The sequence below is a fragment of the Clostridioides sp. ZZV14-6387 genome, assembly GCF_020657835.1.
Lineage (GTDB): Bacteria > Bacillota > Clostridia > Peptostreptococcales > Peptostreptococcaceae > Clostridioides > Clostridioides difficile_A.
This window is the reverse complement of the sequence record NZ_JAGWCW010000012.1, coordinates 13,937-27,016: the sequence shown is the minus strand read 5'-3', so window position 1 is coordinate 27,016 and position 13,080 is coordinate 13,937. Positions and strand designations below refer to the sequence as shown.

Annotated in this window: 14 protein-coding genes; 4 read left to right on the top strand and 10 right to left on the bottom strand. The window is 26.3% G+C overall.

Features of this window, described 5'->3' with window-relative positions; translation table 11 throughout:
• Window positions 1–16: 16 nt before the first annotated feature.
• The 9 genes from smc to KGF38_RS09285 form a co-directional block, all read right to left on the bottom strand.
• Window positions 17–3,571 (bottom strand): chromosome segregation protein SMC, encoded by a 3,555-nt coding sequence (gene smc, locus KGF38_RS09325; RefSeq protein WP_074178885.1) that lies wholly within the window; start codon window positions 3,569–3,571, stop codon window positions 17–19.
• Between the two features lie 27 nt (window positions 3,572–3,598).
• The gene (locus KGF38_RS09320; RefSeq protein ID WP_227832316.1) at window positions 3,599–4,669 is read right to left on the bottom strand and encodes a radical SAM protein; all 1,071 of its coding nucleotides are present in this window, start codon (window positions 4,667–4,669) and stop codon (window positions 3,599–3,601) included.
• Window positions 4,670–4,722: 53 nt separating this feature from the next.
• Window positions 4,723–5,433 (bottom strand): ribonuclease III, encoded by a 711-nt coding sequence (gene rnc / locus KGF38_RS09315; protein ID WP_021383953.1) that lies wholly within the window; start codon window positions 5,431–5,433, stop codon window positions 4,723–4,725.
• Between the two features lie 163 nt (window positions 5,434–5,596).
• Complete coding sequence (locus tag KGF38_RS09310) at window positions 5,597–6,052, bottom strand: CD1247 N-terminal domain-containing protein (protein WP_054276277.1); 456 nt, start codon at window positions 6,050–6,052, stop codon at window positions 5,597–5,599.
• Window positions 6,053–6,143: 91 nt separating this feature from the next.
• On the bottom strand, window positions 6,144–6,701 hold the full coding sequence (efp, locus tag KGF38_RS09305; RefSeq protein ID WP_054269745.1) for an elongation factor P: 558 nt from the start codon (window positions 6,699–6,701) through the stop codon (window positions 6,144–6,146).
• A gap of 311 nt (window positions 6,702–7,012) precedes the next feature.
• Entirely contained in the window at window positions 7,013–7,543 is a 531-nt protein-coding gene (locus tag KGF38_RS09300) for a hypothetical protein (protein WP_054269744.1), read from the bottom strand.
• The gene (locus KGF38_RS09295) at window positions 7,533–7,952 is read right to left on the bottom strand and encodes a hypothetical protein (RefSeq protein WP_054269743.1); all 420 of its coding nucleotides are present in this window, start codon (window positions 7,950–7,952) and stop codon (window positions 7,533–7,535) included. Before KGF38_RS09295 ends, KGF38_RS09300 begins: the two co-directional genes overlap by 11 nt.
• Window positions 7,953–7,971: 19 nt before the next feature.
• Window positions 7,972–8,655: a hypothetical protein gene (locus KGF38_RS09290; protein WP_227832315.1), complete on the bottom strand. Its 684-nt coding sequence runs from the start codon at window positions 8,653–8,655 to the stop codon at window positions 7,972–7,974.
• Entirely contained in the window at window positions 8,639–9,001 is a 363-nt protein-coding gene (locus KGF38_RS09285; RefSeq protein WP_054269741.1) for a hypothetical protein, read from the bottom strand. The genes KGF38_RS09290 and KGF38_RS09285 overlap by 17 nt, the downstream gene beginning before the upstream one ends.
• A gap of 475 nt (window positions 9,002–9,476) precedes the next feature.
• Here KGF38_RS09285 and KGF38_RS09280 point away from each other — a divergent pair, with 475 nt between their 5' ends.
• Entirely contained in the window at window positions 9,477–9,884 is a 408-nt protein-coding gene (locus KGF38_RS09280) for a sigma-70 family RNA polymerase sigma factor (RefSeq protein WP_074178880.1), read from the top strand.
• 484 nt (window positions 9,885–10,368) lie between these two features.
• Window positions 10,369–10,545, top strand: a complete 177-nt coding sequence (locus KGF38_RS09275; protein WP_054269740.1) for a hypothetical protein — start codon at window positions 10,369–10,371, stop codon at window positions 10,543–10,545.
• 239 nt (window positions 10,546–10,784) lie between these two features.
• Here KGF38_RS09275 and KGF38_RS09270 read toward each other — a convergent pair whose 3' ends face one another.
• Window positions 10,785–11,294 carry a VanZ family protein gene (locus KGF38_RS09270; RefSeq protein ID WP_074178879.1) on the bottom strand — a complete coding sequence of 170 codons (510 nt, stop codon included), beginning with the start codon at window positions 11,292–11,294 and terminating at the stop codon, window positions 10,785–10,787.
• 247 nt (window positions 11,295–11,541) lie between these two features.
• Between KGF38_RS09270 and KGF38_RS09265 the strand changes: the two genes are divergently transcribed.
• A complete protein-coding gene (locus tag KGF38_RS09265; RefSeq protein ID WP_227832314.1) occupies window positions 11,542–12,183 on the top strand; it encodes a TetR/AcrR family transcriptional regulator in 642 nt (213 codons plus the stop codon).
• 3 nt (window positions 12,184–12,186) lie between these two features.
• Complete coding sequence (locus tag KGF38_RS09260) at window positions 12,187–12,999, top strand: alpha/beta fold hydrolase (protein WP_074178877.1); 813 nt, start codon at window positions 12,187–12,189, stop codon at window positions 12,997–12,999.
• The last annotated feature ends 81 nt before the right edge of the window (window positions 13,000–13,080 follow it).

The following is a 13,080-nucleotide window of genomic DNA, read 5'->3' as shown; positions in this document are numbered from 1 at the left end:
CCTATGTCAATCTAAGTTATATAATATCTGTTATTTCTTGAGCTTCTTTTAATTTTAAGCTAATAACTTTTGAAATGGCTTTTTCTTGCATAGTAACTCCATAAATATAATCAGCAGCTTCCATAGTCCCTCTTCTATGTGTTACCGATATAAATTGTGTTTCTTTAGATAAATCCTTCAAAAACTCTCCAAATCTAAATATGTTTGCATCATCAAGTGGTGCTTCAATCTCATCTAATATACAAAAAGGTGTTGGTTTTGTAATTAATATAGCAAAGAGTATACTTATTGCTGTTAAAGCTTTTTCTCCACCAGACAATAGATTTAGATTTTTCATTTTTTTACCTGGTGGTTGGGCTGTTATTAGTATATCACTTTCTAATAAATTTTCTTTATCTAAAATAGTTAATTCTCCACAACCTCCACCAAATAATCTCTTATACACATACTTAAAGTTTTTACTTATTTCTTCAAATTTAATCTCAAATTCAGATTTCATATTTTCTTCTAATGTATGTATAAGTTTTTCTATCTCTTCCATAGATTCTTCTAAATCTTGTTTTTGTTCACTATAAAAATCGTATCTTTCTTTTATTTCTTCATATTCCTTTATAGAATCTATATTTATATTTCCAAGACTTCTTATTTCTCTCTTTAAATTTTCTAAGAATTTTCTATCTATATCTAAATTTTCATCTTTTATTTCTAATGCTTGTACTAAAGTCAGCTCATATTGCTCAAATAACTTATTTACATATGTGTCTTGACTAGTCTTTAATCTTTCTAATCTTCCACCAACCTTAAATAAACTTTCTTTAAGTTCTATATGTTGTCTATCTATAGCTTTTAATTCTTTATTGATTTCATCAAAACTATTTTTCAAATCATCTTTAGCTATTTTTCTAGTTTCAAGATTTCTGTTACTATCTCCTAATTGTTTTGTTAGGTTTTCTTTTTCTTTTTCTTCAATAGATATAGAATCTTGCAATTTAATTATTTCTTGTTCTTCATAGTTCAATGATTTTTCTAATTGTTTATTTTTTTCTTCTAGCTCAGAATTTTCGCCAATTATTCTTTCTATATCTCTGACTATACTATTATAAACTTCTCTTTTCTTTACTAAGGTTAAGTTTAATTCATCAAATTGGGACTTTTCCTTATCATATAAATCATTATATTTTTTTATTTCATCATTTAAACTATCAATTTTTTCTTTATTTTGATTGTATATATTATCTAATTCTTCCATATCTTTTTCAACAATATCACTTTTTTCAAGTGTGTAATTTAAATTAGAGTTCAAATCATTCTTTTCATTATCTAATTTAGTAATACTGCCTTTTAAAGATTCAATTTCAGATTCAATGTTCTTTATACTTGTACTTTTTATTATTATACTTTTTTCTAAATCTTTTATTTTATTCTCATACGAATTAATTTCATTTTTTATATCTTTTATATCTTTGTCTAGAGACTCTCTTTTTGATTCTAAGTCTGAAATCTCAATTTTAATGTTATTTATCTTTTCTGTATATTCATTGATGTATCTTTTTCTAGATAGTATATTACCATTAGTTTTTAAACTTCCTCCAGTCAAAGAACCTCCTGGATTTAATATTTCACCATCTAAAGTCACTATTTTAAATCTATGACCAGTTTCTTTTGCAAATTTTATACCTTCATCTATATTATTTATAAGTATAGTTCTTCCAAGTATATTCTCAATTATATTTCTATACTTTTCATTAAATGTAATTAAATCACTTGCTATTCCTATAAATTTAGTATTTGCTTTTAAATTTCCTAAACTTATTTTGTTTGATTTAATTATATTTAATGGAAGAAAGGTTACTCTACCTAAATTATTCTGCTTTAAATAATTTATTGCAGATTTAGCACTAAATTCATCATCAGTTATTATATTCTGCATATATGCACCCAAAGCTGCTTCTATAGATTTCTCATATTGTTCAGGTACATTTATAATTTGACCTAGTGCTCCATGAATGCCTTTTAAACTTTTATTTTTTAGGACTTCTTTTACACCTCTATTAAATCCCTCATAATGATTTTCCATATCTACATAGACATTTAATTTTGAATTATATCCATTTAGATTATATTTACTTTTCTGTATTTCATCTTCTAGCTCGTTGTATTTACTAATTGTATCTTGTAAATTAGTTGCTAATTCCCTATTTCTATTATTTATATTCTTTAAATCATCATTTTGCATATTAAATTCTTCACTTATGTTGTCTAATTCAAGAGACTTTATTTCAATACTCTTATTTAATTCTGCTATTTCTGAGCTTATATTTTCATCTCTTATATTCATATTTTCTTTATTTGCATTTAAGGTAGACAACTTATTACTAAACTCTTGTTTCTTATTTAATATATCTATTATACTTTCTTTCAACAACTCTATATCATTATTTAAAGATTCCAATTTCATTTTTTGTTTATCTTTACTAGACTCCAACACTTTTATATTTTCTTGTAAAATAGATAGTTCTTCATTTCCTGATGATTTATTACTTTCTAAGTCTTTTATGTATTGCTTATTTTCATTTAGCTTTTCTTTTATATCATTTATTTCTGAACTTTTTCTATGAATTTCATTCGTGAAATTTCTTATTCTTTCTTTAATTAAATTTATTTGAGATTCTTTTTTTGATATAACCCCTTTAATCGAGTTTATATAATCTACAGACTTTTCAATTACATCTTGTAATACATCTATCTCTTTATTGATGTCTTCTTGTTTTTTCTCTACAATACTTTTTTGTTCTTCTTTTTCATTAAGTTCTTTTTCAATAACTTTTCTATGCTCATTAACCTCACTTAATTCTTTTTCTGTTCCTTCGATTTCTCTTATAAAGCTATTTACTTCTAATATCTTCAACTTCTCACTTATTTCCAAATACTTTTTTGCTTTTGTTTGTTGATTAAAAAGAGGTTTTAATTGATTTTCAATTTCTATATATACATCATCTATTCTTTCTAAGTTCTCTTTTGTATTACTTAAATTTCTTTCTGCTTCCTGCTTTTTATATCTATACTTTGATATACCACATGCTTCATCAAAAACTTTCCTTCTACTTAAAGGATTATTACTTAATATTTCGTCTACTTTTCCTTGTTCTATGATTGAATAACCATCTTTTCCAATACCAGTATCTAAAAAGACTTCTTTTATATCTTTTAATCTACAGCTCTTATTGTTCAGAAAAAACTCACTTTCACCATTTCTATAAGCTCTTCTTCTTATAGTTACTTCTGTAAAATCTAATTCCAATTGATTCTCAGAATTATCAATGGTAAGAGCAACTTCACAGTAATTCATAGGTTTTTTTGTATCTGTACCTGCAAATATCACGTCTTCAAGTTTATCCCCTCTAAGACTCTTAATACTCTGTTCTCCTAATACCCATCTTACAGCATCAGATATATTACTTTTTCCACTTCCATTTGGCCCTACTATAGCTGTTATTCCTTCTTTAAAAATAATATCTGTTTTCACTGGAAAGGATTTAAATCCCTTTAACTCTAGTCTCTTTAAATACAAATCGTTTCTCTCCCTTCATCGTTAAAACTAAAGGTCATAAATGTCATACAATTTTCTATGAATGTCTATCATATTAGCAATAATTAAACTTTTTCCATCTAACACAATTTCTAATTGATTTATATCTAAATCTGATTCTTGTGTTTTTAAAATCACACCAAATTTTTCTTTCATATACTTCACATTTGTTTTTTTATTTCCTATTATCTTAGAAATATTCTTTTTATTTGATTTCACCAACATTTGTTTTACATCTTTATTTTGTAAAATAATAAATTCCAAATAATCTTTTATCATATCAGCTTCTACTAATTCTCTAAATGCAGGGTGATATGGTCCTGCTAAAACAGCTTTCCCAATTTGTATATCATCAGTAGCTTGAAGTCCAACTCTTATTACATTTATATTATTAACATAAAACAATACAAGAACTTTCTTTACTACATTTATACTTTCATCAAGAGTAAATGGACTATACTCATTTTGCTCCATCAATTTTTCAAGCCCTGTATCTTTTACTACTAAAGTTGGATACACTCTAACACAATCTGGTTTTAGCTCTACAAATTTCTTTGCTGTAAATATACATTTTTCTTCTGTATCAGCTGGAAGACCAACCATCATCTGCAAACCAAGTTTAATTCCACTATTTTTTATCATTTTTGAACTCTTATATACAATTTCTGCTTGATGACCTCTTATACTATCTAATAATACTTTTTCATCTAAGGATTGTACTCCTAATTCAATTATGCTCGTTTTATAGTCTTTTAACATACTTAGTATCTCTTCGTTGATACAGTCTGGTCTTGTAGACATTCTAATATCTTTCACAATTCCTTTTTCTACATATTCTTTGGCAACTGATAACAGACTTTTTTGTATATCAATATCTATCGCAGTAAAGCTACCACCAAAAAATGCTATTTCTACATCAGCATCTTTATCTATAGTCTCTAAACATTCTTCAATTATCTTTCTTGCATCTTCACTTGTAACATCAGTACTCACACCTGTTATTTTTTTTTGATTACAAAATATACAATCATGAGGACACCCTTTGTGAGGAACAAATATAGGTATAATTCTCTTTTTCATCTACAACATCCTTCTAATATAAATATTTCTTTTTATATTTTTACATATTACATTTATTTTTCCCATAATTTTTTCTTTAAAGCTACTTTAGCAGCTAATTGTTCAGCTTCTTTTTTACTCTTACCTTCTCCTATACCCAGAACATCTTCATTGATTCCAACTTCCATTACAAATCTTTTATTATGGTCTGGCCCTTTTTCTTCTATAAGCCTGTACCAAATATTATTTTCGCCATTCCCTTGTAACACTTCTTGAAGATGTGTTTTATAGTCTCTGAATATATTTCCTTTTCTTGAATCATAAATTATATTTTCCATATAATTCAGTATAAACTGTCTTGCACTTTCAAAGCCTCCATCAAGATATATCGCAGCTATTACAGCTTCAAATGCGTCTGCTAGTATTGAAGTTCTATGTCTTCCTCCAGTTGCCTCTTCTCCTCTGCCTAATAACATGTGAACACCTAAATTTATATCATTAGCTACTTCACTCAATGAATCTTCACAAACTATATTTGCTCTAAGTTTAGTTAGTTCCCCTTCGGGTAGATTAGTTTCTTCATTGAATAAATAATCACTTATCACTATACCTAAAACTGAATCCCCTAAAAACTCCAATCTTTCGTTAAAATTATATTTTTTATTTTCATTAGAATATGAACTATGAGTAAGAGCTTCTAGTATATATTCTTTATTTTTAAATTTATAATTTATAACATTTTCAAATCTTTGTATATTATCTAGTAATTTTTTACTTATTTTCATAACTACATCCCTCCAAAATCCTATTCTATAAATTCTAGTGTACTATTTTTGTCCAAGTATTGCAAAACCAAAATACACAATACCCTTCCTCATAAAAATAAAACTACCTATGAAACAAAATTATCTCATAGGCATCATAGGCAGTTTTATTTCTTATGAATTTTTACTCTCTATCATCACAACTTGAACAACCACCACATGCACAATCATCATCACAATCATCTTCTGATGATAATATTACAGCCTTACAATCAGGACAAACAACATCCACTTCATCATCATATAATAAATCTTCGTCTATTTCTACTAACTCTCCACAATTTGGGCATTCCATTTCTATATAGCTGAAGTCCTCATCGTCATCATCTTCATCGTCTTCATAAAGATCATCTTCCATGTCAGCGATTTCTTCTTCTAAATCTGCTAAATCTTCATCTATAGATTCAACAAAATCTTGAAGTTCTTCTTGCTCTTCATCCAATGTTACAATAGCATCTGCAAATACTTCTAATGCATCAACTATTTTATGTATCATTTTCCCTTCTTTGCTTTCAGCACTTATTTCTAGTCCTTCTGCTAGGCCTTTTAAGTATGCAACTTCTTCATATAAATGTTTCATGTAACACCCCTCGCTTTCTTTTTTATATATAAACTAAAAGCTCATATATCTTATATTATTAAGACATATAAGCTTTTATATACATAAAGTTTTATACTCTTGATAAATATTCACCTGTTCTCGTATCTATCTTTACTTTATCTCCAGTATTTATAAATAATGGAACTTGAACAACTGCTCCAGTTTCAACTGTAGCTGCTTTAGTTACATTACTTGCTGTATCACCTTTTATACCAGGCTCTGTATCTATAACTTCTAACTCTGCAAAGTTTGGAGCTTCCACTTGGAATGGTTGCCCTTGATAAAATCTTATTGTAGCAACTTCATTCTCTTTTAAGAACTTAATTGCATCTTCAACTTGCTCATAGTTTAATGGTATTTGTTCAAAATTTTCTTGGTCCATAAAATAATATAACTCACCATCATTGTATAGATATTGCATTTGTCTTGTATCTATAACAGCTTTAGGGAATTTTTCACTTGGATTGAAACTTTCTTCTCTTATAGCTCCTGTTTTTAAGTTTCTGTATTTAGTTCTAACGAAAGCAGCTCCTTTACCTGGCTTAACGTGTTGAAAATCAACTACTAAACATGGTTGTCCATCTTTTTCAAATGTAACACCTTTTCTAAAATCACCTGCTGATACCATTTCTTGTTCCTCCATATTAAAATAAATTTCTTATTTTTTAGTAAATTTTACATTACTATGCCTTTAAAATTATATCTCTTACTTGAATTCTGTCAAGTCAGGATTACAAATTTTTACTAATATCATAATATCATAAGTTATACAATATAAACAAGTATTTGGCAAATTACTTATTCTATATTTTTATTATTCTCCTCTACAATCTTAGTCTATACATTTTATATATTGATATTATTTAATTATATAGTTCTCAATAATTACGCTTTATATAATTTATTGATGTTATTTCTTTTTCTCAAACTTATGTGTTTTCATATGCTTTCACTAAAATTCCATATTTTTATTTTGAATTTAGTTTCATAGTTTTGACTACGTTTTGATAATTTCAATTTTATATTAACATATTGGCCATTATTGGACATCGACACATACATTTCATCTACATAATCTCCAATTTCATAACCACCTGCTTGACTACTTTCACCATTTAAAGAATTTACAAATAGCTTATTTCTTCTTTCATTTAATATAATTTCTTTGTTACTTATATATTCCTCATTATCAGTTAAACCTTCATCCACATATCTGCATTTTATAGATGTTGTTCTTTTAAAACTTTCTTCATTATTAGATAGATTTATTATTCCCATAGAATTACTAATAATTCCTTCCATAGATTTTACAATTTCAAGACTTTGTTGTTGTAATTCTATGTTATCTTCTATTTTAAGTTTTAAATTTATTGTAATCACAAATACAGAATATAAAACCATTATCAATATTACAATTGAAGCTAATGATACTATACTTTCTAAAAGTAAGTAACCATGTTTACGTTTCATATTTTCCCTCTTTCAGAAGTACTCTTCCACTTACGGGTGTTATTGTTATAGTTTTTCTTAGTCTATGATTATATATCTCTATTGTAGATGCTTTTTGAGGTGAGCCATCAGATTTAAATTTTATTATATCTATACTTCTTGCTATCTTTACATTTTTAGGTAGTACTATAGATTTAACATTTTTACCATCTTTTCTCAATACATATCCTTCTTGTTTATCTTGATTTATATAATATATATATGTATCATAATCACTAAACATATTAATTCTTCTAACATATCTTATATCTGAGCAGAGTTGATGTGCAAATAAATTTATCTTTTGATTTTCAAGATTATCTTTTGGAAACGATAATGTAGCTATCAATAATATTATACTAATAGATACCACTAATTCTACTACAGTCACATTCCTTCTTTTTTCAAAGTTATACACCTCTATACTTATACACATGTACTAAATTTTTTTCATCAAAATTCTTTTTTATATTTTCAATTATATCTTGTTTAATTTCTTTGTCTGTAGACTCTTCACGTTCTTGATTATTCATATTTTCACTCGCATCTTCAAATTCATTTAAGATTTCATTTTCTTCAAGTAACTTATATTCATTAAACACCTTACTATGAGACTCATCCATATAATCTTCAATATCAATCCCTACCCATGGATTTTTAATTTTCACCCTCACTTTTATGACTTTTAAAAAGTTTTTCTCTTTAACTGTACTTGTTATATCTAATTCAAAAAAATCTCCTCTATCATATATAGTATTATTCTCTACCTTTAAAGAAACTTTGTCTAAGTTGCTATAAGATGTATCTTTTATTTTTTTTATACAATTAATCATATTATTTCCTAAGAAATATGTTTTAAATTCGTCTTCATTATTTGATATATTAATAGCTTCCTTTACACAAGAATATACATTACTTATTGATAATTCTATTCCACTCAAAGAAGTTTCTTTTAATTGAATGTCCTTACATTCTAACTCATATATATTATTATGTGTATAAATTAATCCTATAGACATAATGCACACAGTGCTTATAATAGAAAATATTATCAATGTCATTATTAATATAGAACCTCTATTGTCTAGTAACATAACTAGTAAACCTCAATTTTTTAAAATTATTTTTTATTTCTATATTTATTTCATAACATTGATAATAATCTAAAATTTGTTTTACTGTACTGATAACTTCATATCCATTTATGTAATTTTTATTTGTTCCATTCTCAATCAACTCATATTTACTATTTTTTATTCTGTACTTTTCATCTTCCATATATTTTTTTACAGTGCTTAACATTTCTCTATCAGATGCATTTCTACATACAAAACTGTAGCAACTATATAAAGATGTCGACACTAAATAAACAGTAACATATAATATAGCAATACTCATTATACATTCGATTGATATAAAACCATTCTTTTTTGTTTTCAATAATAAAAACCTCTCAATAATTTTTTGTATATAAAAAGTATATAAAAATTTAACTATAAATTTTCTTTATAAATATCTTATATAATTTTTTTCATTTTAGTACACCACCTTCATTTTTAATAATATTAACTACCCCTACTAATCTAGCTTTGTAATCAATATCATCCAAATAAACAATTATGCATGATTAGTGAAAAACTTTGTTTCACTGTTTATAATCCTTTCTCCTTTATATTTATTGACATTTAAATTTCAATTTATACTGAATAAGTTAATAATTCCTTCGTCTTGTTTCATATATATACAACAAAAATTTAAACTTAAGTTCTCATTTTTTATGTTATATTATGGTCAAAAGTTTGTAAATATATGTTTTAAATTCTAAAAGTATACATATTATTTTATTAGATAACAGTCAACTTGGATAAGTCTTCTTCATATAATTTAAAGTGACCGTTGAAAAGGGGGTGACCTATTGGCAGCTCTTAAATCTTTTGAAAAACCCTTAACCCCTGAAGAAGAGATTGAGTATTTAACTAAATTTAAAATAGAAAATGATAAAAGTGCAAAGGATACATTGATTGAAAGAAACATGAGATTAGTAGCTTATATAGCAAAAAAATATAATAATTCGACGGAAGACCAAGATGATTTAATATCCATAGGTACAATAGGATTAATAAAAGCTATAGAAACTTATAACATAGATAAAGGAACTCGATTAGCAACATATGCTTCTAGATGTATTGAAAATGAGATTTTAATGAATATTAGATCCAACAAAAAAAATAAAACTCAAGTATCTCTACAAGACCCTATCGGAACAGATAAAGAAGGTAATGAAATAAATACTACTCTTTATATGTATTACTCTGTTGTGTAAAATAAGCTCATATCAAAATTTTTTCTTAATTATATCAAACAAAAATACATATCAATTATATTGTTAAGTATAAGCATATATTTTTTAATCTTTTAAAAATCTAACTAAATCAGCTAATTTTTTTAGGTATTACCTTACCGCTATATAATACCAAAATCATACTCTTAAATAAATTGTTATACATATAGCAAACAAGTATTTTATATTAAAACTAAAAATATTCTATTTTAATAGTTTTTTCATCTTTGTCATTTTATGGATATTAATGTATATTTTATTATTATAAAAAATAATAAAATTTTATAAAATATTCCATATTATACTTTTTTCTATAAATATTTTATATATAGCCTTTATTTTTTTATTAAAATGCATTATAATAAGAAAATAAAGGTCAAGTTGATAGAGTTTTAACAATTATTATTTTCAGAAAAATTACACTATTGAATATATTAAGAATAATCAGAGACGGAGGAATTAAAATATGAGCGTAATCGTATTATGTAGTTGTTGTGGAAAAGAAATAGATGAATATAGAAATAAATATATAACTTATTATGATAAAAGTACCAGTGCAGACATCAAGGTTTGTATTAATTGTGCTTTAGATTTATTAGAAAAGACAAAAGAAAATCAAGAATTAAATATCCAAAATTTTTAAGATATAATACTTCCATGATAATTTATGAAAATACCTATATATAGATATGACCCTATCAAGTAAATACTATAAAAAGCACATTAAATGGCATGAGTACGATATTCAACTGGACCCACGCCATTTAATGTGCTTTTATTTATAATTAAATTCTTATACAATTGTATTTTACTATTTATTATAAGTTTATTATTACTTTTGATTAATCACATCATCATTATTAATATACACTTTAATTGTCTTTATAAGTTTGTAATAATAAGCAATCCTAAAAATAATATCACAACAACTGTCACAATCAATGCTAGTATATTTATTATTTTTATTGCCTTGTCCTTAAATATTTTTGACAATAACACAAAAACTGCTATTCCTATTATTCCTCCTAATGTATTTCCTATCAAATCGGTTATATCACTTGCACCTATTGCGAATATATATTGAAGTGTTTCAAAAACTAAACTTGCTAAAAAAATAGGTACAACCTTTTTTATAAAACTCCACTCTTCTTTTAACATACATAAATATATCCCAAATGGTGCAAATACAACTACATTTAATATAATCTCTGATATGTCTACTCTATTATTAACTATAAGCGAACTAGCAAAAGGCACTAAGTTTATATTTCTAAGATTCATTGCTTCAAGTGATGAAATATCAAATTGCATCTTAAATAATATTATCCATGTCAAAATGATTATATATACTATAAACAATCCTTTTGTAATATTATATTTTCTAGCTTTCATTCATTGCCTCCTTATCATACTACTGTATTAAGTTCTTAATACAATAATATAATAATACAATTTGTATGTCAACTCTTTATTTAGTCCTTATAAAATTACATGAATCATACTATTTACACATTGATAGATTTTCTTTAAAGTATGTTGACAGAAAAATATATACAGGATATACTCATTATAGTGACCACATGGTCACCACTTTAAAACTAATCAGTGACCATATGGTCATTTAAAAAGGAGAGTTATTATGCCTACTAATATATTTCTTGAACTAGGTGAAGAAAAACGTAACAAGATTACTAGGGTTAGTATTGATGAATTTGCTAAATATGGATATGAAAATAGTTCAACAAATAGAATTGTCCAAAATGCAGGTATTAGCAAGGGAAGTCTTTTCAAATACTTTAAAAATAAGGATGAATTGTACTTCTATATACTCGATTCTGTTACACAAGAGCTTATGGTGAGTTTAGCAAAGGAAATAGATTTTCTTCCAAAAGAGTTGTTCGAAAGAATCATTAAATATTCAGAATTGGAATTTGATTGGTATATTAAGCACCCCAATGAATATAAATTGATTGCTACTGCATTTACCAAAAGTAATACTGAAATCTATCAAAAAGTTGAAGCACAGTATGGACTGGAAGGCCAAAGCATTTATTATAAGCTATTGTATGATGTAGACACATCAGTACTTAGATTTGATAAGGAAAAGAGTATTGATATTTTAAAATGGTTTTTAACTGGGTTTAATGAGGATTTTTTGTCTCATATTCAGATACAAGAAAATACAAATATTGATAACATACGACAGGAATATGTTAATAGCCTTACAGACCACATAACAATCTTAAAATGTGGACTTATTAGTGAAAAGAAAGAGGTGTAAAATATGTTTTATGGTTCTCGATTCCATCAAGTAGTAGTAGACAAGGAAACAGTGAATTATATTGAGTTTGGAAAAGGCCAAAAACCACTGATTATCTTGCCAGGTTTGGGGGATGGACTTTCCCCAATTCATGGGCAGATACAGGCAATCGCTTTTGCATTGAGTTATAAGCAATTTGCTCAAAAGTTTAAGGTGTATATGTTCAGCAGAAAAAACTGTTTGAAAGAAGGTTATACTACAAGAGATATGGCTAGAGACCAAGCAAAAGTCATGAAAACTCTTGGGATTTTAAAGGCAGATATTATGGGAGTATCTCAAGGTGGAATGATAGCACAATATCTTGCTGCCGATTATCCAGATTTAGTTAATAAACTTATGCTGGTGGTTACCTCATCAAAACAAAATGAAACCATACAAGAAGTCGTTGGTAGTTGGATGAAGATGGCAGAGCAAAGTGATTATAAGAGTCTAATTATTGACATAGCAGAAAAATCATACTCAGAAAAATATTTAAAAAAATATCGTTTTTTCTATCCGCTTCTTGTAAATATTGGCAAACCAAAAGATTTTAGAAGATTTCTTATACAAGCCACTTCATGTATTGAGCATAATTCCTATTCTAAATTGGATAAAATATCATCTCCAACCTTAATTATTGGAGGCGACAATGATAGTATTGTAGGGACAAAGTCATCTTTAGAATTAGCAGAAGGAATCAAGAATAGTGAATTATTTCTATACAAAGGTCTTGGCCACGCCACCTATGAAGAGGCAAAAGACTTTAATAATCGAGTTTTAAACTTTCTAATGAAGTAAGACAAAGCCACATAGACCTAGTATTTATGTGGCTTTACGGCATTTTGTAAAACATACTTTATTGTTGAAGTTGATAGTATA